The sequence below is a fragment of the Vibrio sp. R11-SG3-ISO9 genome (genome assembly GCF_059834255.1).
Genome location: NZ_JCBDGU010000030.1, coordinates 123,626 through 147,508 on the forward strand (window position 1 = coordinate 123,626; position 23,883 = coordinate 147,508).

Sequence of the window (23,883 nt, forward strand, 5' to 3'; positions counted from 1 at the left end):
AACCAAATAGAACATGAAAATAGGGCATTGCGCCCTATTTTTTTGTCTGCTGTTCTAGCTTATCTAACCGTTCAAGGATTTGTTGCTGTTGTTCCAAAATAAGGTCGAGTTTTTTGTCGTTGTTCTCCAGCTTTTGATTTTGTAAATCGGTTGGCTCGGTAATTAAGGACGTCACCAAACCTGAAATCATACCGAATACACCCACACCACAAATGATCACCAAAGAGGCGACCAGTTTTCCTGAGTTTGTCACTGGGTAGTGATCGCCATAGCCTACGGTACTAATCGTCACAAACGCCCACCACAGTGCGTCGTGGCCAGTGGTAATGTTTGCCCCTGGCTGTTTATGCTCAAGTAATAGAATCGTACCGGCACCAATGGTGAGCAACAGCACTAGCAATAAAATGATGGAGGCGAGTGTGGTTTCTTTGCGATTGCGAAACAGCTCTCTAAAAATACGTTTGCTTGAGCGTAAAACCAAAATAACCCGTAATATCTGAAAGATACGTGCGAAGCGTAGTGGTTCTATCATCGGGATACTGGCAAGGAAATCTATCCAGTGGATCTTTAAATATGATGTTTTACTTTCCGCTCGAAATAGATCAATAGTGAGCTGCAGAAGAAAAACACTACAGATTATAAAATCGAGGCCGATAAGAACTTGTTTAGATTCGTTATCGATAGGCGCGAACAATAAGCCAGAGATCACAAATAACGCTAAGAAAGAGAGAATCAGTGATAATAAGCTCATTGGCTTGGGTGTGTCTTTGGTACTATCTAACATTCATACGAAGCTCGAAATAAATCGCAATCTTTAGCAAATCGTTGCTATTGCGCGGATATGGAAGCGTCCAATATATAAGACTTAATGGAGAACTGACAATGACCAAACTGTCATTCAAGCCGTGGGAAAGGGTAATCTCTGACGTTCGTCTCGTTCCAAAAATGATCATGCTGATGGTATTCAGTACCATTTTGATCATTGCCAAGCAGCTGTGGGATGCAAGCACATTCCATGATTCACTGCTTGCAGCAACGAACAACGCACAAGTAGCACAAGAGCACTACGAAACGTACCTAGTACAAGTGGCTTGGCAAACTGGCTTGATGATTGTGGTGTTTGTGGTTCTTCTGATGGCAGCGGCACGTGTGATGCTGCGCCAGACTCAGTATCTGAGTGAAGCCATTAAAACGATGGCGGATAAAAATCTGTCAGTGCCAATCCATATGGACTGTAAAGATGAGTACGGTGATGTTGCTCGTGAGCTTGAGAAAACTCGCGTTCAACTGAATGACATGATTAAAACGCAAGTGGCTTCATCTGATGAACTGTTTGCACTGACCGAGGTGATGACGATCAGTATGTCAGAAACCAAAGAGTCAGCGCAGGAAGAGTTCAACGAGATTGATCAGCTAGCGACTGCAATGAGTGAGATGACATCAACGGTTCAAACGGTGGCTGAGCACGCACAGAATGCCTCTTCTCTCACGGAACAAGCATCAGGCCAAGCCCTGACGGGGCAAAAGTTTGTGCAAGGCTCTGTGTCTAAGATGAGTGAGCTCTCGACTGATATCGCAGCATCAGCGGCGGCGGTAAACCAAGTTGAAGAGCGTGTGGACTCAATTGGAAGCGTAGTGGGTACTATCCAAGGTATTTCTGAGCAGACTAACCTTCTGGCATTGAACGCGGCAATCGAAGCGGCACGTGCAGGTGAGGCGGGTCGTGGCTTTGCGGTTGTTGCTGATGAAGTGCGTAACCTAGCGCAACGCACTCAACAAGCCACGGTCGAAATTCAAGATATGATCACTCATCTGCAAACCAGTGCTAACTCTGCGGTTGAGCTGATGGAGAAGAGTGTTGTCGAAGCAGCTGAAGGCGTTGATTTGGTCACCAACGCAGGCTCAGAGCTTGATGGCATCGTGAACCAAGTAAACCAAATCAATGATATGAACTTCCAAATCGCGACAGCAGCTGGTCAACAAAGTAGCGTCGCCGAAGAGATGAGTGTCAATCTAACCAATGTTCGTGAGCTGGTCGAAGCCTCGGTCACAGTGGTCGGTGAGCTTCTTGAGACCTCACAAATCATGCAAACCAATGCTGAAGAGCTGGATGGTAAGATCAAGCAATTCAAGGTCTAAGTAGGCTTTACAAGCTTAGGTTTGATTTCTAATCCGATAAAACGCCCACATTCCTGATGTGGGCGTTTTTTATTGGCATAAGTTTGATATAAATAGAGACAGTATGCGCTTAGTCAAACAAGGAAGAAAAATGCAATTGCCTGCTTCACTTACTCAGCACTCTCAATCGGCTTTAGAAAACCTGCTTGAACATCAAGGCGAAGCGATTTCGACTTGGTCTCCTCAATATCAAGAGCAACTTAACTACGTTTTAGGGCTGAGCAGTTTTGTCGGCGATTGCTTGCAACGTGATAGTGAGCTAGCAAAAGTGCTACCTAAAATGCTCGAGTGTGAAGAGCGTGCCGAAGGTTATCGAGAGAGACTCGCTAACCTGTTGACTGAATGCCAAGATGAGGTGAGCGGTCAGCGTGTGTTGCGTCAGTTTCGTAATCGCGAAATGTCTTATATCGCGTGGCGTGATTTTACCGCGTCTTGGCCTCTAGAGCAGAGCCTCAGCCACCTTTCAATGCTCGCTGAAGCCATGATCTTTGAAACCTATCAGTGGCAATACAACATCTGTTGCAAAGAGTGGGGCACGCCTTGTAATGCGCAGGGAGAAGCTCAACCTATGCTGATCATCGGCATGGGCAAGCTCGGCGGTGGTGAGTTGAACTTCTCTTCAGATATCGACCTTATTTTTACCTACCCTGAGAATGGCGAGACACAAGGTGCACGCCGCAGTATCGCTAATGCGCAGTTTTTCACGCGCCTTGGACAGCGCATTATCAAGGCGCTCGACCAACAAACCTTTGATGGCTTTTGCTACCGCGTTGACATGCGACTGCGCCCATTTGGTGAAAGCGGTCCATTGGTGATGAGTTACGCTGCGCTAGAAGATTACTATCAAGAGCAAGGGCGCGATTGGGAGCGCTATGCCATGGTGAAAGCTCGGGTGATGGGGAGTGAGATGTACCCTGAGTATCAAGAGCTGCGCCAAATGCTGCGCCCGTTTGTGTTCCGTCGTTATATTGATTTCAGTGCTATTCAATCTTTGCGTCGAATGAAATCGATGATCAGTAGCGAGGTTCGTCGTCGTGGCTTATCCAACAATATTAAGCTTGGCCCTGGCGGAATTCGTGAAGTGGAATTTATTGCGCAGGTCTTCCAGTTGATTCGCGGTGGGCGTGAACCAAGCCTGCGAGACCGTGGTCTATTGAACACCCTTGAAGCCATCGACAGCTTGAAGCTTTTAGAGTCAGGTGAAGTTGCACACCTCAGAGACGCTTACCTATTCCTTCGCCGTTTAGAGAACCTACTGCAAGCGATGGCCGACAAGCAGACTCAAACCCTGCCTGATAATGAGCAAGAGCAGCTCCAACTGGCGGTAGCGATGCAGTTTGAAAGCTGGCAGGCACTGATTGATGAGACCCGTCAGCACATGGCTAATGTTCATGTGGTGTTTGAAGAGCTTATCGGTGTGGAAGAGGAGGAAGCGAATCCAATCGCGAGCCACTTCAGTGAGCTGTGGGATATGGCACATAAGCCGGATGTGATTGAGCATGTCTTGGAGACAGACATTGATGCCGTCGACCCACAGAAAGCCGCCAATACCATTATTCAGTTTAAGGCTGATATCGCGAAGAAAACGTTAGGCCCAAGAGGACGTGAAGTTCTTAACCGTTTGATGCCGAAAGTGTTCCAAGCTTTATATACCAATAAAGATGCAGAGTTTGGGTTGTCGCGTGTGCTGCACCTGCTGCATAAAATCGTCACGCGAACAACGTACCTTGAACTGCTCGATGAGCACCCAGCGGCTCTGACTCAGTTGGTACGCCTGTGTACCGCGAGTCCAATGATCTCAGAACAGCTAGGGCGTTACCCAATCCTGCTTGATGAACTGATTGATCCTCAGCAGTTGTATAACCCAGTACCACTAGAGTCCTACAAAACTGAGTTGCGTGATTATCTGGCGCGCATTCCTGAGGATGATATGGAGCAGCAGATGGAAGGGCTGCGTCAGTTTAAGCAGACCTGCATCTTGAGAATTGCAGCGGCGGATATTGCAGGTGTGCTACCTGTGATGAAGGTGAGTGATCACTTAACCTATCTAGCAGAGGCGATTGTAGAAGCAGGTGTGAATCAAGCTTGGCTGCAGGTAGCGGCTAAATATGGTGAGCCAACACACATCAAAGATCGTGATGGACGCGGCTTTGCGGTCGTTGGTTATGGCAAAGTCGGTGGTTGGGAGCTAGGTTACAATTCGGACCTAGATATCGTCTTCATGCATGACTGTCCAGTGCATGTTTATACCGACGGCAAGAAAGAGATCGATGGTCGTCAGTTCTATCTACGATTGGCTCAGCGCATTATTCATATCTTCTCGACTCGCACTGCCTCAGGCATTCTTTATGAGGTTGATACGCGCCTGAGACCTTCTGGTGCATCAGGCTTATTAGTAAGTCCAACCGATGCTTTTGACGAGTACCAGCACAGTGAAGCGTGGACGTGGGAACATCAGGCATTGACTCGCGCACGCATGATCTATGGTGATGAGCCTTTGGCATTGGCGTTTAACAAGACGCGTCATGAGGTGTTGTGTCTTGAGCGTGATGGTGAAAGCCTCAAGCAAGAGGTAGTTAAGATGCGCGAAAAAATGCGTGACCACCTTGGCGGCAAGAAAAGCGATCGCTTTATGCTTAAACAAGACAATGGTGGCATTACCGATGTTGAGTTTCTTGCTCAATACCTGGTACTGAGATACAGCCATGAGAAACCGAAGTTGACACGTTGGTGTGATAATGTGCGCATCTTCGAGAGCTTGATGTCACAGGGTATTATGGAAGAACCACAAGCGATGGCACTCACTCACGCCTACACCACACTGCGTGATGAAATTCATCACCGTAACCTACTTAACCTCGATGCTGATGTTGCGATGGATAAGTTTGAGCAAGAGAGAGCTCTCGTCACTCAGGCTTGGCAGCAGTGGATGCTCGCTGAATAGCGGGAACCTTGTACCAGCGTAACTGTCTAGAATGTGAAGCGGTGGCTTAAACCGCTTCATTGTCTTTTTCTATGGTTTAGCCACTACTATCAGTGTGCTAGACTCTATCCAGATTCGATTTTTGGAGATCCCTAATGAAACCTATTCTACCTGACTACAGCCAATCGGGTGTGTTGATTGTCGGTGATGTGATGCTAGACCGTTACTGGTATGGCCCTACCGGTCGTATTTCACCAGAAGCGCCAGTACCTGTAGTAAAAGTAGAGAATAACGAAGAGCGTCCTGGTGGTGCAGCTAACGTGGCAATGAATATTGCATCATTAGGCGGCCATGCGCATATCGTTGGTTTAACGGGTAAAGATGAGCCTGCACAAGTACTTAAGAACACACTGAGTGCACTTAAAGTTAATTGTGATTTTGTTGAGCTAGAAGATTACCCAACCATCACGAAGCTACGTGTGATGAGCCGTGGTCAACAGTTGATTCGTCTAGATTTTGAAGACAAATTTGAGAACACTGACCCTGAGTTGGTTCTGTCTCGTATGGAACAAGCGCTACCGAACGTGCGCTCTGTGATCCTGTCTGATTACGCAAAAGGTGCGCTTGAGCATGTTCAACGCTTTATTCAGAAAGCGCGTGCAGCAAATGTTCCAGTGTTTATTGACCCGAAAGGTGCGGATTTTGAACGCTACCGTGGTGCAACACTGCTGACGCCGAACATGGCTGAATTTGAGCTAGTTGCGGGTAAAGTGAAATCTGAAGAGGAGCTAGTGGCGAAAGGTTTAGCTCTGATTGAAGAATTTGATTTTGAAGCGTTACTTGTTACTCGCAGTGAACACGGTATGACGCTACTGCGTAAAGGCCAAGAACCGTTCCACCTGCCGACACAAGCGAAAGAAGTGTACGACGTAACGGGTGCGGGCGATACTGTTATTTCTGTACTTGCGGCTTCTGTTGCTGCAGGTAAGCCTCTTGATGAGGCGTGTGCACTGGCAAACGCAGCGGCAGGTGTTGTTGTTGGTAAGCTGGGTACTTCAACGCTTTCTATGATTGAGCTAGCAGAAGCAGTACACGGTAGCCAAGATACAGATTACGGCGTGATTTCAGAGGCTGCTCTGATTGAAGCGGTGAAACGAGCTCGCGCTAAAGGCGAGAAAGTAGTTATGACTAACGGCTGTTTCGATATTCTTCATGCGGGCCATGTTTCTTACATGAACCACGCAGCTGAGCTAGGTGACCGCCTGATTGTAGCTGTAAATACCGATGAGTCTGTTAAACGCTTGAAAGGCCCTGGTCGTCCTGTAAACCCAACTGATCGTCGTATGGCGGTTCTTGCTGGCTTGGGTGCAGTAGACTGGGTTGTTCCTTTCTCTGAAGATACGCCACAGCGTCTAATCTCTGAAGTTCTGCCGAGCATCCTAGTTAAGGGCGGTGATTACAAGCCAGAAGAGATCGCTGGTGGTGCAGAAGTGATTGCTGCAGGCGGTGAAGTGAAAGTGCTTAACTTTGAAGATGGCTGCTCAACCACAGAGATCATTGAAGCGATCAAAGGCGGTCGTGGATAAGCGCCTTAATTGATTTGATATCCGATAAATAAAAATGCCGCTCAATGAGCGGCATTTTTGTATCTGCATATGTAGAGAGCGATAAGTTCGCTCTCTATCAGACAGCGTGTTGAGTGATTAGCTCGCTGGTTTTAGACCTGCGTTTACGTCAACAATGTCTTGCTCGCTTAGTGTACCTACCGCTTGGCGCAGTTGCAGTACGCTTAGGATGTAGTTGTAACGAGCGTCAGATAGGTTCTTGTTCGCATCGTATAGACGACGAGTTGAATCAAGTACGTCAACGATAGTACGAGTACCTACATCGAAACCTGCTTCTGTCGCTTCAAGTGCAGATTGAGCTGAAACTACCGATTGCTCGTAAGCACGTAGTGCGCCGATCGATGCGCTGATGTTGTTGTTGAACGCGCGAACGTCTTTAACAACACTACGGTAAGTTGCTTCAAGATCTTCACTTGCTGCTACGTAGTTGTATTCAGCCTGCTTAGTTAGCGAGGTCGTGTTACCACCAGTGTATAGTGGCACAACTAGGTTTAGGCCAAGGTTTAGGTTGTCTTGATCGTAATCATCAGAGCTATTTGATTGATCTGCTAGCGAGTAGCTACCATCAAGCGTTAGGCTTGGAAGGTGACCAGAGCTTGCTAGCGAGATGTTATCTTTCGCGATGTCTTGAGAGATACGTGCAGCCAATAGGCTTAAGTTTTTCTCTTGAGCTTGCTCAACCAGCGCTACAGCAGACTCAGAAGACTTGCTTGCTGAGAAGCGGTCAGTATCAAGAATACTTAGGTTAGAGTGCTCTTGACCTGTGATTTCACGAAGGCCTTCGTAGTTGTTAGTCAGTGTGTTTTCAGCTAGAACTTCGTCTGCCAGTACTGCATCGTACTGCGCTTGCGCGTCATGTACGTCAGTAATTGCCGATAGACCGACCTCAAAGCGTTGCTTAGTTTGCTCTAATTGACGAGCAACGGCAGCTTTCTCTGCGCGAACGAACTCAAGGTTGTCTTGAGCACGCAGTACCTCGAAGTAAGCCGTCGCAACACGAAGGATTAGACCTTGTTGCTCTGCCGCGTAAGCTGAATCAGCTTGGCGTGCTGTTTTCTCAGCCGTGTCTAGTGTGATCCAAGAAGAGCGTTGGTAAAGCTCTTGCGTGAACCCTACACCAACACCCCAATTGTTATTGTCGAGGTTGGCGCTGTTGCCTGCATCATAATCACGGTCACCACGGTTGATGTCGTAGTTCGCAGTTAGGTTGATTTGCGGTAGTAGTGCACTACGGCTAGAAGTGACTGCTTCAAAAGCGGCATCACGCTGCGCAGCTGAACGAAGAAGTGTTGGATCGTTTTGTTTTGCTTGGTCATATACTTCGGCTAGCGTATCAGCGAAAGCTGATGAACTCAGGCTGCCAATTGCTGCACTGATAAATAGTGGAAGCAGTTTTCTCATTTTCCTATTCCTGCCTTAATAGAATTTTTCTTTACAGAGTTTAACTCAGTTTGGTGGTAATTTACTCGAAACTTTGCACTTTTTTACATTTAACTGTCCACTTGTGCAATATTTATTTTCGGATACTTAAATTTAATTATAAATTTTGTATAAAAAGTTGAACCTAGACCTTGGTAGTTAACTCGTACAATGAGTAAACTATAAAGATCACTTAGTGAGGTGCTAAATGCAACAGTATGACAATCAACAACATGAGTTTACTCCACAAGATGTGGAAATTGTCTCAAAAGAAACGCTCTTTCGTGGTTTTTTCAAAATGGTTAAGTACACCTTTCGACATAAGTTGTTTGAAGGCGGGTGGAGTAAGCCGATAGAACGCGAAATGTTTGAGCGTGGACATGCTGCTGCACTGCTACCTTACGATCCTATTCGAGATGAAGTAGTGATCGTCGAGCAGATCCGAGTTGGTGCCCTTGAGCACGAGAACCCTTGGCAATATGAGATTGTCGCGGGAATCATCGATACCGATGAATCACCGGAACAAGTCGCTCGTCGAGAAGCGGTTGAAGAGGCTGGTGTTGAAGTGACTCATGTCTTGCCGATCACTTCATATTACCCATCATCGGGTGGTTGCTCTGAGAAGCTGGATGTAATGGTTGGCTGCGTTGATGCGACCACGGCGAAAGGTGTCCATGGGCTTGACTACGAAGGTGAAGATATTCGTGTTCAAGTGATGAGTCGTGAACAAGCTTATCAACTGGTACAGCAAGGTGTGTTCGAAAATGGTGCTACTATTATTGCTTTGCAATGGTTGCAACTGAACTACCTAGATTTACAGTCAAAGTGGAAAGAGTAACGCTATGCCGAATATAGCGGTGAAAAAGCCGTATCATGTTGATCTTGCTGAATTGATGCGAGTCTATGAGACAAATTACGCGAAATTGAACGCGCTGCTGCCTGTGGGACATCAGGTCGGCGACGTGCGTTGTTATCAAGCGGTTAATATGGTGTATCAATTGACAGTGAATGAGGTCACAAAATACACCACATTAATAGATATATGTCAGAGTGATGCGATGCCAGTATTCCCTTTGCCAAAAATGTCTGTCAGGCTATATCACGACGCTCGCGTTGCAGAAGTGTGTGCCAGTGGGGACTTCTCAAGAGTCAAAGCGAAATACGACTACCCAAACACTAAACTTTTGCAAAAAGACGAGAAATTTCAACTCAATAAGTTTCTTGGCGAATGGTTAACGTTTTGTTTAAAAAATGGAATCAGTCGCACACCTATTACGCTGAGTTAGCGTACGTTTGAATACTTTGAAGATCTAACAGTAACGTATCTGGATTTGTTATTTTGGAATTATCACACACTTCAAAATTAGATGAGAGCAGCATTAAGTTAGTGCAACTGACCGACACGCACCTCTTTGCGCCAAGTAATGGTAGCCTGCTGAGCATCAACACAGAAGATAGCTTTCGTGCTGTTGTCGATGGCATTGTGAACCAAGGTTATGAATATGAAGCGGTTCTGGCGACTGGTGATATCTCTCAAGATCACAGCGCAGAGTCTTACCAAAAATTTGAGGCTGGCATTCAGCCTTTAGAGAAGCCTTGTTACTGGTTGCCAGGTAACCACGACTATAAACCCAATATGGGCAGCGTTATCCCTTCAGCTCAAATACAGTGTGTTGAGCACGTGCTGTTGGGGGAACATTGGCAGATGATTCTGCTCGACTCGCAAGTTGTCGGTGTGCCACATGGTCGCTTAAGCGATCAACAGCTCGAACTATTAGAACAGAAATTGGCGGAATATCCGCAAAAGCACACGTTAGTTTTGTTGCATCACCACCCACTACTGGTGGGTAGTGCTTGGCTTGATCAACACAGTTTAAAAGATGCGGATCAGTTCTGGGATGTCGTGTCACAACACAACAATGTTCGTGGCGTTTTATGTGGCCACGTGCATCAAGATATGAATCGTGAGCACCTAGGTGTACAGGTTATGGCGACGCCATCGACTTGTGTTCAGTTCAAGCCAAATTCAGACGACTTTGCGCTTGATACGCTCAGCCCGGGCTGGCGAGAGCTTGAATTGAAGCCGAACGGTGAGATTACGACAGAAGTACGTCGACTTGAGCGCGGTGCATTTGCCCCTGACTTCAACGCCGAGGGTTACTAATGTCAGCTGCTACGCCACAAACAAAGCCTTCAATGTTGCTCTATATCCACGGTTTTAATAGCTCATCGCGTTCGCACAAAGCCAATGTCATGGCTGAGTACTGTGCTGAGCATCGTCCTGATATCAAGGTAGTGACGCCACAACTTCCTAGCTTTCCCGCTCTGGCAGCAGCGTATCTTAAGAGCGTTGTCGAAGAGCACAAAGAGCAGTACCAAATTGCGCTGGTGGGTAGTTCGTTAGGTGGTTATTTGTCGACGTGGCTAAATGCGCATTATGGGTTTAAAGCGGCTGTGGTTAATCCAGCAGTGAAACCTTATGAGTTGTTGACCGACTACCTCGGTGAACAGGTTAACCCATACACCAATGAACATTATGTTTTAGAGGAAAAACACATTGATGAGCTCAAGCAGCTCGATGTGGCCTCTATTTCCGAGCCAAGTGATTTTTGGTTATTGCAGCAAACAGAAGATGAAGTTTTAGATTACCGCCAAGCGGTGGCTAAGTTTCAAGGAGCGAAGCAGACTGTAGAAGAGGGCGGCGACCACAGCTTTGTCGATTTTGAACGTTACCCTCAAAAGATAATTGAATTTCTAGCCTTATAAGGTTTAACTTCAGCCGCAACATCTTATCTTTTTTGCCTGTTATTTCATCTGTCAGTGGTGAAATATCATAGTTTGGTGTCATAGTTTTTGAACGTGCTTGACATCAAACCCCTGCTTCCAGACTATATTCCCCAATACTTTCGCTCGTTCGCTCTGCTGTGAGGGTTCACGGCAACTAACACGGTTATATCGAATTAGAGCCCAGCGAACAGACGTAAATTTTTTGAGTAAACTCCGTATTATGACTGAACAATATAATGCAAAAGACCTCGAGGTTCTTGAAGGTCTCGACCCGGTTCGACACCGTCCGGGGATGTATACTGAGACTGAAAGGCCAAACCACTTAGCCCAAGAAGTTATCGATAACTCTGTAGATGAAGCATTGGCTGGCCACGCGAAGAAGATCAAAGTGGTCTTGCACGCTGACCAATCTCTAGAAGTGGTGGATGATGGTCGTGGTATGCCTGTCGATATTCACCCAGAGAAAGGCATCTCAGGTGTTGAGCTGATTTTAACTAAGCTCCACTCAGGTGGTAAGTTCTCAAACAATAACTATAAGTTCTCAGGCGGCCTACACGGTGTAGGTATCTCGGTGGTGAACGCACTCTCAAAACGCGTTGAAGTTACTGTCCGTCGTGATGGTCAAGTCCATGAAATTGCATTTGAAAACGGCGTTGCTGTTACCGACCTAACTGTTACTGGCTCATGTGGCCTGCGTAACAGCGGTACATCAGTACATTTCTGGCCGGATGCGAAGTACTTCGACAGCTCTAAATTCTCTGTGCTGCGCTTGGTGAACAACCTGCGCGCGAAAGCAGTTCTTTGTCCAGGCCTAGAGATCACCTTTAGCGATAAGGTGAACAACGAAGAACATAAATGGTTCTACGAAGATGGTCTAAAAGACTACCTTGCAGAGGGCGTGAAGGGTTACACCTTACTACCTGAAGAGCCGTACATCGGTGAGTTTACAGCAGAAACCGAAATGGCAAACTGGGCCGTGATCTGGCAGCCAGAAGGCGGTGAGATGATCACTGAGAGTTACGTGAACCTAGTACCAACCAAACAAGGTGGTACTCACGTAAACGGTCTACGCCAAGGTTTATTGGATGCAATGCGTGAGTTCTGTGAATTCCGTAACCTGTTGCCGCGTGGCGTCAAGCTAACGGGTGATGACATCTTCGATCGCTGTTCATACGTGTTATCGGTGAAGATGCAGGATCCTCAGTTTGCAGGTCAAACGAAAGAGCGCCTCTCTTCTCGTCAAACAGCTGCGTTCGTATCTGGCGTTGTAAAAGATGCGTTCAGCTTGTGGCTTAATGAAAAACCACAACTGGCTGAACAGCTAGCGGAAACCTGTATTGCCAATGCGCACCGTCGTATGCGTGCCAGCAAGAAGGTGGTACGTAAGAAAGTGGCATCAGGCCCTGCATTACCAGGTAAATTGACAGATTGTTCAGTTCAAGACTTAAACCGCACTGAAATCTTTTTCGTGGAAGGGGACTCGGCGGGTGGTTCAGCAAAACAAGCTCGTGACCGTGAGTTCCAAGCAGTGATGCCACTGCGTGGTAAGATTCTTAACACGTGGGAAGTATCGGCTGACCAAGTTCTTGCATCTCAAGAAGTACACGATATCTCGGTGGCTTTGGGTATCGACCCAGACAACGATGACCTATCTGGCTTACGTTACGGTAAGATCTGTATCCTTGCCGATGCGGACTCGGATGGTCTACACATTGCGACGCTGCTGTGTGCTCTGTTTACTCGTCACTTCCGCTCTTTGGTTGAAGAAGGTCATATCTATGTGGCGATGCCGCCTCTATATCGTATCGACTGTGGCAAAGAAGTGTTCTATGCCCTTGATGACGATGAGAAAGATGGTGTGCTAGAGCGCTTATCGAAGAAGAAAGCCAAGATCAACGTACAACGATTCAAAGGTCTGGGTGAGATGAACCCACTTCAGCTACGCGAAACCACCATGGATCCAAATACTCGTCGTCTGGTTCAGCTAACGATTGATGACAGTGAAGCGACCAACGAAATGATGGACATGCTGCTAGGTAAGAAGCGTGCTGATGATCGCCGTTCATGGCTACAAAACAACGGTGATTTGGCCGAGGTATAATGAATGTCTAACGAAATTACTTTTGATGGCGTTGAACAATTGCCAATGCGCAAGTTCACCGAAGATGCCTATTTAAATTACTCAATGTACGTGATCATGGATCGTGCATTGCCTTACATTGGTGACGGCCTCAAACCAGTACAGCGTCGTATTATTTACGCGATGTCTGAGCTTGGCTTGTCAGCAGCTTCAAAATACAAGAAGTCGGCACGTACCGTTGGTGATGTATTGGGTAAGTACCATCCACACGGTGACTCGGCGTGTTACGAAGCCATGGTATTGATGGCACAACCGTTCTCTTACCGCTACCCATTGGTAGATGGCCAAGGTAACTGGGGTGCTCCGGATGATCCGAAATCATTCGCTGCGATGCGTTATACCGAAGCGAAACTGTCTAAGTTTGCTGAGGTTTTGCTTGGCGAATTAGGCCAAGGCACAGTTGAGTGGCAACCAAACTTTGACGGCACGATGAAAGAGCCGCAAATGCTGCCAGCGCGCCTGCCTCATATTCTACTTAACGGTATCACTGGTATCGCGGTAGGTATGGCAACAGATATCCCGCCACATAACGTGCGTGAGATCGCCGATGCGACCATCAAACTGATCGATAGCCCGAAAGCGGAACTGTCGGAAGTGATGGAGCATGTGAAAGGCCCTGATTACCCAACCGAAGCTGAGATCATTTCTCCGAAATCAGATATCGAGAAGATCTACAAAACAGGTCGTGGCAGTATCAAGATGCGCGCTGTTTGGCACAAAGAGGGCTCTGATATTGTTATCACGGCTCTGCCTCACCAAGTATCCGGCGCTAAGCTTCTAGAGCAAATCGCTAACCAGATGCGTGCTAAGAAGCTACCAATGGTAGACGACCTTCGTGATGAATCGGATCACGAGAACCCAACGCGTATCGTTGTGGTTCCTCGTTCGAACCGTATCGATTGTGATCAGTTGATGAGTCACCTGTTCGCTTCAACGGATCTTGAGAAGAACTTCCGTGTTAATTTGAACATGATCGGTCTAGATAACCGTCCTCAAGTTAAAGGCCTAGTTCAGATCCTTAAAGAGTGGATTGAGTTCCGTCGTACAACAGTACGTCGTCGTTTACAGCACCGTCTTGATAAAGTGCTAGCGCGCTTACACATCTTAGAAGGTCTTTTGGTTGCTTATCTCAACCTTGATGAAGTGATTGAGATCATCCGAACTGAAGACGATCCGAAAGCAGTGCTTATGGAGCGCTTTGGTATCACAGAGATTCAAGCAGACGCAATTCTAGATACCAAACTTCGCCATCTTGCTAAGCTGGAAGAGATGAAGATCCGTGGCGAGCAAGATGAGCTAGAGAAAGAGCGTGAAAAGCTAGAGAAGCTACTAGGCTCTGAGCGTCGTCTGAATACTCTGATTAAGAAAGAGATTCAAGCGGACGCAGATAAGTACGGTGATGATCGTCGTTCTCCACTTGTTGAGCGTGCAGAAGCGAAAGCACTGACAGAGCGCGACCTTGTGCCAAGTGAACCAATCACAGTCGTGCTTTCTGAGAAAGGTTGGATTCGTCATGCGAAAGGGCATGAAGTGGATCCAGAAGGCTTGAACTACAAGTCGGGTGACAAATACCTTGCGAGTGCGCGTGGTAAGAGCAACCAACAAGCAGTATTCCTCGGCAGTGATGGCCGCAGCTACTCGCTTGAGTCTCACTCTCTGCCTTCGGCGCGTAGCCAGGGTGAGCCGATTACTGGCCGCTTGAATATCAATGCTGGCAGCTCGATCCGACAAGTTGTGATGGGTGAAGACGATCAGCTATGGCTGGTGGGCTCCGATGCAGGCTACGGCTTCGTGTGTAAAGGCAGTGACCTGTTATCGAAGAACAAGAGCGGTAAGGCTCTGGTGAACTTGCCTCAAGCGTCTGAAGTGATGCTACCAAGTCCGATTGAAGATCTTGAGACCAACGAGATCCTGGCGATTACTAACCAAGGTCGTATGTTGTTGTTCCCAATTAAAGATCTGCCTCAATTGAGCAAAGGTAAGGGTAACAAGATCATCAATATCCCATCAGCGAAGGCCAAAGAGCGTGAAGAGTTTGTCTCACACCTAATGGCTATTCCTCAAGGAACAACACTGACGCTGTATGCGGGTAAGCGTAAGCTTGGCTTGAAGCCGGCTGATCTGGATAACTTCCGCGGTGAGCGTGGTCGTCGTGGTGGACTACTGCCAAGAGGCCTACAGCGTGTTACTCGCATCGATATTGAGAGTGACGACTAATCGCAGCTTTTGATAAACAGCTTTATAGATAATAAAAAACCCAGCCTTGAGCTGGGTTTTTTGTTGTTCGCAATCTACTTAGTGTTAGTCGTAGATTCGCTTAATTTAACTAGCGCTTGTCTTCCGCAATCGTCACCTTGAGGGTTTTGCTTTCACCTTGACGAAGTATGCCCACATCGACCACTGTGCCAGGTCTTAGGTCGGTAACGATATCCATAACGCTCTGGCGTCCATTGATTTTGGTGTTATCGATACTGATGATGATGTCTTGAACCTCGAATCCAGCATCAGCAGCAGGACCTGCAGGATCGATACCTAGCACTACAATGCCACCAATGTTTTTATTGCCCAGTAAACGGGAAGTAACCGAGTTGATGTCTTGTCCATCGATACCGATATAGCCACGGATCACACGGCCATCAGCGATGATCTTCTGCATGATCTTGTTGGCTAAACCATAAGGAATAGCAAATGAGATGCCGTAAGTTTCCATGTCTGTCGCTTGTTGGAAAGAGGCGGTGTTAATACCGACCAGTTCACCTTGCGAGTTGACGAGCGCACCACCCGAGTTACCCTCATTGATCGCAGCATCGGTTTGGATGAAGGCTTGATGGCGGTCGGCACTGATCGACGAGCGGCCAGTCGCGGAGATAATGCCAAACGTAGTCGTCTGGCCTAGGTTATATGGGTTACCAATCGCGAGCACGATGTCGCCGACATTAGCCTCGTAATTTGGATTCAAAGGAATCACAGGAAGGTTGTCACCACTGACTTGTAGTATGGCGATATCCGTTCTTTTATCTGAACCCACTAACTGTGCGGCAGCAGCGCGACCATCTTGCAGGGCGACGACAACTTGGTCTGCTTGAGCAACCACGTGGTAGTTGGTAATGATGTAACCTTTCTCACTGACAATAACGCCAGAGCCTAAACCCTGAGTGAGCAGTTTATTACGATCGGATTCATCGTATTTTCGGCTATAGATGTTGACGACCGCAGGCGCTGCGCGTCGAACTGCATCATTGAATGACAGTTGCAGTGAGCCGATGTTGCTTACCTGCTTACTTGCCGCTTCAGAGACGAAGTTAGGTCGTAGCTGTGGGAAAGCCACAAGAATAATCAGTGCTGATACTAATCCAAGGGAAATAGAACGAAATAGAAAGGACAGCATGTTTCCCTCTTCGACAGGTAAGGTATTGAGCCTCCACACATGGGTGACCAGTTTGAGTTACTTGTGAAGCATAGCATTTTGATTCGTCTAAATAAAAGGGCAGGCTGATTAAGTTCTATACGAACTTGTTCAACCTGCCCTCAATAACGGTGATTAATTATTAGCGAATCACTAGGTAAATGGTTCTTGGACCACGCTGGATATTGAGTGCCAATACACCAGGGTTCTTCTCAACAATTGATCTGAACTGCGCTAGGTTCTTCACCGTTTGACGGTTCACGCCAATAATGATGTCGTCTGGTTGAAGTTGGTATGCCTCAGCTGGTGAGCCTTTGGCTACACTTGAAACCTTCACGCCTTTCACCGGATCGCTGTCATTGGTATTGGTCAGCTCTGCACCTGCTAAGCCTTCATGCAACTTCTCTGCTTGAGTCTTGCTGTTAGTTGATTCACCAAGTGTCACGTCGAAGGTTTTATTTTTACCATCACGAACGACACCAAGTTCTATCTCTTTACCTGCGCCAAGAGTCGCGACTTTAGCTCTTAGTTCACTAAAGGTATCAATGCGCTTGCCATTGATGGCCACAATGATATCACCTGCTTGTAAGCCAGCTTTATCTGCAGCGCTGTCTGGAACCACTTGGCTCACAAATGCCCCTTTACTTGATTCATAACCCAGTGCTTCGGCTAATTCTGAAGTGATTTCGCCACCTTGAACACCAAGCATGCCACGTTTGACCTCACCAAACTCTAGGATTTGGTCGGTTAGGTTACGCATCATATTAGATGGGATCGCAAAGCCGATACCTACGTTGCCACCGTTCGGGCCTAGAATCGCGGTGTTAATACCGATCAACTCACCGTTAAGGTTAACCAGTGCACCGCCTGAGTTACCGCTGTTGATAGCCGCATCGGTTTGGATGAAGTTCTCAAAATTTTCAAGGTTGAGGCCACTTCTACCTAGTGCAGAGACGATACCGGATGTCACTGTTTGACCTAAACCAAATGGGTTACCGATAGCGACGCTGAAATCACCAACGCGAAGCTTGTCGGAATCGGCGAAGCGAATCTCGGTCAGGTCTTTGGCTTTTTCGAGTTTGAGTAGGGCGATATCAGACATTTCATCACCGCCAATCAGCTCGGCATCGTATTCACGTCCATCATGCAGTTTTACGCGGATTTCGTCAGCGTTATTGATAACGTGATAGTTGGTAACGATATGTCCTTTCTTGGCATCGATGATTACACCAGAGCCTAGACCTCGGAATGGGCGCTCTTGTGCTTGCTCTGGGCCAAAGAAGAATTGGAATTGTTCTGGAATGCGTTGACGTTGAACTTGTTTACCTTCAACAGCAATGCTGACTACTGCAGGGGTAACTTTTTCAAGCATCGGTGCAAGGCTAGGTAGTTGTTGGTTGTCGACACTTAATGGTAGTGCCGCAGTTGCCTGAATCGGTGTGATGATGGAACTTAAGCTTAAAGTCAGTACCGATAAAGCAAGCAAAGGTTTTTTCATCATAAACTCCTCGTTAGTTAAGGCCTTGTAACACACATAAAGTTGGACTATCGCCAAGTGTTATACGACCCAAGTGAAGGTTATGACTCAAAAACCTTTGTAAAGTTCATTGAATTTAGTTGTTTAAGAAGCTTTCGCTGTTACAACCTCTGGTGCTTCAATGACTTCTTTCTTCTCATCGCTGAACAAACCGGTTGCGCCATTGGCGTAATCTTTTGGTTGTTCATCAATAGTTGATACTTTGCTGTCTGCTTTCTCTGATGACTTATCTGAGTGTGCAGCAGCCGTTTTTACAAATGGATTATCCTGCTCTGGTAAGTTGGGGATTAACTCAGCGCTGGTCTTTTCCATATGTTGGTAAAGCTTGGTGTAGTCTTTACCTAAGGTATCCAACATTTCAGCTGTTTTAGCAAAGTGATCGGCAAGCTCTTGGCGTTGCTGTTCTAGTGCAAACTTTGCTGTGTCTAATTCTTTTTGAACATTCTTTTGCTTCTTGTACTCAGGAGTCGTGAGGCGAGAAATAGCAACCCCTAAGATAATTCCGATTAGTAAACCGCCAACGGCATACATCCAAGGCATAACAGCTCCTTATTGTTGTTTTTTAACATGTTTGTTACTGCTTAGTTACACATAATGCAGCTTCATGGTACTATGAGAACGCAGCAGTATAAAGAAAAATGCGTGTGCGCTAGCTATCAGTTTGAAGCTGCACATACAGCGCTGAGCCCCCGCCTATTGTACTGTTGAAGCCCTTTTTCCTTCTCTGGTTGATATCGATTTCATTGTGGAAATGTCGTCATGAATCCCGTTAAAAAATACGAACAAGATATAAAAGAACATGGATTTCAAAGAGATCCAGCCCAAGAGCAAGCCGTACAGGCACTAGACCAATTGTTCCACCAATTCCAAGAATACCAAAATGCACCAGTGCCACAGCTGACGCGTTTTCAAAAGTTAATGGGTAAAAAAACACAACTGCCTACGCCACCAAAAGGGCTCTATTTCTGGGGCGGAGTAGGGCGAGGTAAAACCTACTTAATGGATACCTTTTGCGATGCTCTACCAACATCACGTAAAATGCGTGTCCACTTTCACCGCTTTATGTACCGAGTTCATGATGAACTCAAAGCGCTGGGAGAGGTAAGTGATCCTTTGCCGTTGGTCGCCGATAAGTTTAAGCAAGAAGCGGATATTATCTGTTTTGATGAGTTCTTTGTTTCTGACATTACCGACGCGATGATTCTGGGTACTCTTTTCCAAGAGCTCTTCGCTCGCAACGTTATCTTGGTCGCGACCTCAAACATTCCACCTGAAGACCTTTACCGAAATGGCTTGCAACGCGCGCGCTTTCTTCCTGCGATCAAACTGATCCAAGAAAATTGTCGAATCTTGAATGTAGACAGTGGCGTTGACTACCGACTACGTACATTGGAGCAGGCAGAAATTTATCACTACCCGTTAGATGCACAAGCGGATATTAATTTACGTACCTATTACCAACAGCTAGTCGGTGAGGGTAAAGAGGTATTAACTCAGATTGAGGTTAACCATCGTCAACTGGATGTGGTTGAAGCGAGTGATGGTGTTTTGCATGGCACCTTTGCTCAACTTTGCCAATCTGCGCGCAGCCAGAATGACTATATTGAGTTATCTAAGATCTATCACACGGTGTTACTGGCTGAAGTGAAGCAGATGAATGCGACCTCTGACGACGCAGCCAGGCGCTTTATTGCTTTAGTGGACGAGTTTTACGAACGTAATGTAAAGCTGATTATTTCTGCCGAAGTTGCGCTAGAGGAACTCTACACTCATGGTCAGTTAGAGTTTGAATTTAAACGCTGTCAGTCACGTTTAATTGAAATGCAGAGCCATGATTATCTAGCAAAAGAGCACCTAAGTTAGGCGGGGAATTCTATATTAAGAAAATGGAAGAAAAAAATCGTGATTTTGTTCAAAAAGAGGTGATTTTTTCTTCGCTCTTCTCTATAATCCTGCGACCTACCGTTACTGCGGGCCTCTAACGATGAGTTAAATCACGTTATGCCAAGAGTTTTCCAACACTCGAAGGGGTGATGAATGGGGACTCTTAGACAGTGGGAATACTCAGTATTCCTTAAGTGTAAATTTTTTTAATAGGTAATTATTAGCATGAAAACTTTCGTTGCTAAACCAGAAACTGTAAAACGCGACTGGTATGTTGTAGACGCTGAAGGTAAAACTCTAGGTCGTCTTGCAAGTGAAATCGCTTCTCGCCTACGCGGTAAGCACAAAGCTGAATACACTCCTCACGTAGACACTGGTGATTACATCATCGTTGTTAACGCTGAGAAAGTTACTGTAACTGGTAACAAGGCTAAGGGTAAGGTTTACTACCGTCACTCTGAGTTCCCTGGTGGTCTTAAGTCTATCACTTTTGAAAAGCTGATCGACCGTAAGCCAGAGATGGCTCTTGAACTAGCTGTTAAAGGTATGCTACCACGTGGTCCTCTAGGCCGCGCTATGTACCGTAAGCTAAAAGTATACGCTGGTGCTGAGCACAACCATGTTGCTCAACAACCACAAGTACTAGACATCTAATTGGGGATTATGAAAATGGCAGAGAATCAATACTACGGCACTGGTCGTCGCAAAAGCTCAGCAGCTCGTGTTTTCATCAAACCAGGTTCTGGTGAGATCGTAATCAACAAGCGTAGCCTTGATGTTTACTTCGGTCGTCCAACTTCTCGCATGGTTGTTAAGCAACCTCTTGAGCTAGTTGAACTAACTGAGAAACTTGACCTATACATCACTGTTTCTGGTGGTGGTATCTCTGGTCAAGCTGGCGCAATCCGCCACGGTATCACTCGCGCTCTTATGGAGTACGATGAAACTCTACGTCCTGCTCTACGTGCAGCTGGCTACGTTACTCGTGACGCTCGTTGCGTTGAACGTAAGAAAGTTGGTCTACGTAAAGCACGTCGTAAACCTCAATTCTCTAAGCGTTAATTTTCCTTTACCGGAAAATACACGCTCCCAGTTTTATTACTGGAATTGTGGTTCAAAGCTCGGCTATATGCCGGGCTTTTTGTTTTTCTACTCCCCGCTAAATGCTTTTCCCCCCTCGTTTTATTTCCAATTTCTTATATTTTGATAGCTTTTGTAACCCAATGTGCGCTTTGCCTCATGATTGTTACAAAAAGGTAGCTTTATCTTGTCAAAAAGTAGGGTTTTATTTATCATTTGCCGTCAATAAATAGAACTAAATACGTATTTTGTTAGCCATGCTCTTTAAGCGGAATAATTTCAATCCAAAAGGAGCAAATGGGAGAATGTTTGGATGAGCAACGCGCCTTTAAATAACGGTCGCAGGCGTTTCCTAACCGCAACAACAGCCGTTGTTGGTGGTTTAGGGGCTGCTGCTGTAGCCGTGCCTTTTATTAAATCATGGAATCCGAGTGCCAAAGCGAAAGCTGCGGGCGCGCCGGTGGAAGTGGAAGTCAGTAAATTAGAAGCTGGCCAGATGGTTCGTGTCGAATGGCAAGGTAAACCTGTATGGGTTGTACGCCGTGCTGAGTCGGTACTAGAAAACTTGAAAACCATTGGTGGTCAACTTCGAGATCCTCAATCGGAAGCTGAACAACAACCTGAATACGCTCAAAATGAGTTCCGCTCAATTAAGCCGGAATTCTTTGTTGCGGTTGGTTTCTGTACTCACCTAGGTTGTTCTCCAACTTACCTACCTGATTCTTTCGCAGAACAAGTACAAGGTGTTAAGTCTGGTTTCTTCTGTCCATGTCATGGTTCGAAATTTGATATGGCTGGTCGAGTATTCCAAGGCGTACCTGCACCGCTAAACCTTGTTGTGCCAAAGCATATGTATTTAAGTGACACCAAGATCCTGATCGGTATTGACGAGGGAGATGCATAATGCAAGGACTACTAGATTGGGTAGAGAAACGTATACCCGCGATGAATGCTTATAAAAAGCACTTATCTGAATACCCAATGCCTAAGAACTTTAACTTTTGGTACCTTTTTGGTTCTTTAGCAATGTTAGTTTTGGTTAACCAAATCCTTACAGGTATTTGGCTAACAATGAACTACGTGCCATCTGGTGAAGGTGCGTTCGCTTCTGTTGAATACATCATGCGTGATGTGGAATACGGATGGCTGCTGCGTTATATGCACTCAACGGGCGCATCTGCGTTCTTCGTTGTTGTTTACCTGCATATGTTCCGTGGTCTGATTTACGGTTCTTACCAAAAGCCTCGTGAGCTACTTTGGATCTTCGGTATGTTGATCTTCCTAGTGCTAATGGCTGAAGCCTTCATGGGTTACCTACTACCATGGGGTCAAATGTCATACTGGGGTGCTCAGGTAATCATTTCTCTGTTTGGTGCGATTCCAGTTATCGGTGATGACCTAACGCTTTGGATCCGTGGTGACTACATCATCTCTGGTGCAACGCTTAACCGTTTCTTCGCGCTACACGTTATTGCTCTGCCAATCGTACTTCTGCTGCTTATCGTTCTTCACGTTCTAGCACTGCACGAAGTAGGTTCGAACAACCCAGACGGTATCGAGACTAAGCTTCCTAAAGGCACAATGGGCGACGACTACAAAACTCAGTTCCCATTCCACAAGGATTACACTAAGAAATACGACATCATTGACTCTATTCCTTTCCACCCATACGGGACTGTGAAAGATATGGTTGGTGTTGCTGGCTTCTTGTTCTTCTTCTGTTATGTGCTGTTCTTCAACCCAGAAATGGGTGGATTCTTCCTTGAGCCGCCTAACTTTGAAGCTGCGAACCCGCTGAAGACTCCTGAGCACATTGCTCCGGTATGGTACTTCACACCGTTCTACGCAATCCTACGTGCGGTTCCTGATAAGCTGCTAGGTGTTGTAGCTATGGGCGCATCTATTGTTGTGCTATTCCTACTGCCATGGTTCGACCGTTGTAAAGTACGTTCGTACCGTTACCGTAGCAAACTGCATTTGATTAACATCATCCAATTCACAATAAGCTTTATTGCGCTTGGTATTCTTGGTGCGCTTCCAGCAACACCAACGTACACAATACTTGCACAAGTATTTAGCTTAGGTTACTTCATGTTCTTCGTACTACTGTGGTTCTACAGTAAGAATGAAGCGACGAAACCATTACCAGAAAGGGTGACATTCAAATGAAAAAATGGATTGTAATTTTATTTGCTATGTTGCCGTCATTAGCTATGGCAGCGGGCGCAAATGTTCCGCTAGACAAAGCGAACAATGACTTAACTGACCAAGCTTCACTGCAAAACGGTGCTAAGCTGTTCATGAACTACTGTTTTGGCTGTCACTCTACGCAGTACCAGCGTTACGAGCGAGTTGCTAACGACCTTGAGATCCCTGTGGATCTGATGAAAGAGAACCTAGTCTTCGATCCTGAAGCGAAGATTGGTGATCTAATGGTTAATGCAATGCCTGCGAAACAAGCGGCAAACTGGTTCGGTGCTCCGCCACCGGATCTAACACTGGTTGCTCGTGTTCGTGGCGCAGACTGGCTATACACTTACCTTCGTACTTTCTACGAAGACCCATCTCGTCCATTTGGCGTAAACAACATTGTTTTCCCAAGTGTTGGTATGCCACATGTGCTTGAAGAGCTACAAGGCATCCCAACGCCAATCTACGAAACTCACATCGTAGATGGTGAAGAGGTAGAAGTGGTTGTAGGTACTGAAACTGACGGTTCTGGTGAACTAAGTTCAGGCGAGTACGACGAAGCTGTACGTGATTTGGTTAACTTCCTAGTTTACTCTGGTGACCCAGTTCAACTTGAGCGTCACGCTCTAGGTTGGTGGGTAATGGCATTCTTAGTATTGTTCACTATCGTTGTGATTCTACTGAAGAAAGAGTATTGGCGTGATGTGCACTAAT

20 protein-coding genes are annotated in these 23,883 nt (G+C 46.4%); 15 read left to right on the forward strand and 5 right to left on the reverse strand.

Translation table 11 applies throughout. The annotated features are described in order from the left end of the window. Positions 1 to 34: 34 nt before the first annotated feature. Complete coding sequence (locus tag AC6R05_RS09495) at positions 35 to 784, reverse strand: potassium channel family protein (RefSeq protein WP_500647231.1); 750 nt, start codon at positions 782 to 784, stop codon at positions 35 to 37. Positions 785 to 882: 98 nt separating this feature from the next. Here AC6R05_RS09495 and AC6R05_RS09500 point away from each other — a divergent pair, with 98 nt between their 5' ends. From AC6R05_RS09500 to hldE, 3 genes are all read left to right on the forward strand, one after another. Then, complete coding sequence (locus AC6R05_RS09500; protein WP_150870849.1) at positions 883 to 2,139, forward strand: methyl-accepting chemotaxis protein; 1,257 nt, start codon at positions 883 to 885, stop codon at positions 2,137 to 2,139. Positions 2,140 to 2,269: 130 nt separating this feature from the next. Further along, entirely contained in the window at positions 2,270 to 5,122 is a 2,853-nt protein-coding gene (gene glnE / locus AC6R05_RS09505; RefSeq protein WP_500647248.1) for a bifunctional [glutamate--ammonia ligase]-adenylyl-L-tyrosine phosphorylase/[glutamate--ammonia-ligase] adenylyltransferase, read from the forward strand. Between the two features lie 134 nt (positions 5,123 to 5,256). Then, positions 5,257 to 6,687, forward strand: coding sequence for a bifunctional D-glycero-beta-D-manno-heptose-7-phosphate kinase/D-glycero-beta-D-manno-heptose 1-phosphate adenylyltransferase HldE (gene hldE / locus AC6R05_RS09510; RefSeq protein ID WP_032553089.1), 1,431 nt, complete (start codon positions 5,257 to 5,259; stop codon positions 6,685 to 6,687). 117 nt (positions 6,688 to 6,804) lie between these two features. Here hldE and tolC read toward each other — a convergent pair whose 3' ends face one another. After that, a complete protein-coding gene (tolC, locus tag AC6R05_RS09515) occupies positions 6,805 to 8,127 on the reverse strand; it encodes an outer membrane channel protein TolC (protein ID WP_152468131.1) in 1,323 nt (440 codons plus the stop codon). A gap of 226 nt (positions 8,128 to 8,353) precedes the next feature. Between tolC and nudF the strand changes: the two genes are divergently transcribed. From nudF to parC, 6 genes are all read left to right on the forward strand, one after another. Continuing rightward, positions 8,354 to 8,983, forward strand: a complete 630-nt coding sequence (gene nudF, locus AC6R05_RS09520; RefSeq protein ID WP_032553091.1) for an ADP-ribose diphosphatase — start codon at positions 8,354 to 8,356, stop codon at positions 8,981 to 8,983. 4 nt (positions 8,984 to 8,987) lie between these two features. Beyond that, positions 8,988 to 9,431 (forward strand): DUF1249 family protein, encoded by a 444-nt coding sequence (locus AC6R05_RS09525; protein WP_032553092.1) that lies wholly within the window; start codon positions 8,988 to 8,990, stop codon positions 9,429 to 9,431. A gap of 53 nt (positions 9,432 to 9,484) precedes the next feature. Further along, a complete protein-coding gene (cpdA, locus tag AC6R05_RS09530; RefSeq protein ID WP_390519932.1) occupies positions 9,485 to 10,309 on the forward strand; it encodes a 3',5'-cyclic-AMP phosphodiesterase in 825 nt (274 codons plus the stop codon). Beyond that, positions 10,309 to 10,911 (forward strand): esterase YqiA, encoded by a 603-nt coding sequence (gene yqiA, locus AC6R05_RS09535; protein ID WP_500647232.1) that lies wholly within the window; start codon positions 10,309 to 10,311, stop codon positions 10,909 to 10,911. Before cpdA ends, yqiA begins: the two co-directional genes overlap by 1 nt. A 241-nt stretch (positions 10,912 to 11,152) precedes the next feature. Next, positions 11,153 to 13,033, forward strand: a complete 1,881-nt coding sequence (gene parE / locus AC6R05_RS09540; RefSeq protein ID WP_500647233.1) for a DNA topoisomerase IV subunit B — start codon at positions 11,153 to 11,155, stop codon at positions 13,031 to 13,033. A gap of 3 nt (positions 13,034 to 13,036) precedes the next feature. Continuing rightward, positions 13,037 to 15,289, forward strand: coding sequence for a DNA topoisomerase IV subunit A (gene parC, locus AC6R05_RS09545; RefSeq protein ID WP_150870859.1), 2,253 nt, complete (start codon positions 13,037 to 13,039; stop codon positions 15,287 to 15,289). A 109-nt stretch (positions 15,290 to 15,398) separates the two neighbouring features. On the opposite strand, the gene degS is transcribed toward parC, so the two are convergent. The 3 genes from degS to zapG form a co-directional block, all read right to left on the reverse strand. Continuing rightward, positions 15,399 to 16,460, reverse strand: a complete 1,062-nt coding sequence (gene degS / locus AC6R05_RS09550) for an outer membrane-stress sensor serine endopeptidase DegS (protein WP_150870861.1) — start codon at positions 16,458 to 16,460, stop codon at positions 15,399 to 15,401. A gap of 160 nt (positions 16,461 to 16,620) precedes the next feature. Beyond that, the gene (locus tag AC6R05_RS09555; protein WP_032553099.1) at positions 16,621 to 17,976 is read right to left on the reverse strand and encodes a DegQ family serine endoprotease; all 1,356 of its coding nucleotides are present in this window, start codon (positions 17,974 to 17,976) and stop codon (positions 16,621 to 16,623) included. A 123-nt stretch (positions 17,977 to 18,099) separates the two neighbouring features. After that, the gene (gene zapG, locus AC6R05_RS09560) at positions 18,100 to 18,555 is read right to left on the reverse strand and encodes a Z-ring associated protein ZapG (RefSeq protein WP_032553100.1); all 456 of its coding nucleotides are present in this window, start codon (positions 18,553 to 18,555) and stop codon (positions 18,100 to 18,102) included. 219 nt (positions 18,556 to 18,774) lie between these two features. On the opposite strand from zapG, the gene zapE reads away from it, so the two are divergent. From zapE to AC6R05_RS09590, 6 genes are all read left to right on the forward strand, one after another. Then, a complete protein-coding gene (gene zapE, locus AC6R05_RS09565) occupies positions 18,775 to 19,878 on the forward strand; it encodes a cell division protein ZapE (protein ID WP_500647234.1) in 1,104 nt (367 codons plus the stop codon). A gap of 246 nt (positions 19,879 to 20,124) precedes the next feature. Next, positions 20,125 to 20,553, forward strand: coding sequence for a 50S ribosomal protein L13 (gene rplM / locus AC6R05_RS09570; protein WP_032553102.1), 429 nt, complete (start codon positions 20,125 to 20,127; stop codon positions 20,551 to 20,553). A gap of 15 nt (positions 20,554 to 20,568) precedes the next feature. Beyond that, positions 20,569 to 20,961 (forward strand): 30S ribosomal protein S9, encoded by a 393-nt coding sequence (rpsI, locus tag AC6R05_RS09575; RefSeq protein WP_004740758.1) that lies wholly within the window; start codon positions 20,569 to 20,571, stop codon positions 20,959 to 20,961. 331 nt (positions 20,962 to 21,292) lie between these two features. Further along, entirely contained in the window at positions 21,293 to 21,883 is a 591-nt protein-coding gene (gene petA, locus AC6R05_RS09580) for a ubiquinol-cytochrome c reductase iron-sulfur subunit (RefSeq protein ID WP_032553103.1), read from the forward strand. Further along, the gene (locus tag AC6R05_RS09585) at positions 21,883 to 23,148 is read left to right on the forward strand and encodes a cytochrome b (protein ID WP_032553104.1); all 1,266 of its coding nucleotides are present in this window, start codon (positions 21,883 to 21,885) and stop codon (positions 23,146 to 23,148) included. Before petA ends, AC6R05_RS09585 begins: the two co-directional genes overlap by 1 nt. Continuing rightward, positions 23,145 to 23,882, forward strand: a complete 738-nt coding sequence (locus AC6R05_RS09590) for a cytochrome c1 (RefSeq protein ID WP_032553105.1) — start codon at positions 23,145 to 23,147, stop codon at positions 23,880 to 23,882. The genes AC6R05_RS09585 and AC6R05_RS09590 overlap by 4 nt, the downstream gene beginning before the upstream one ends. Position 23,883: the final 1 nt, after the last annotated feature.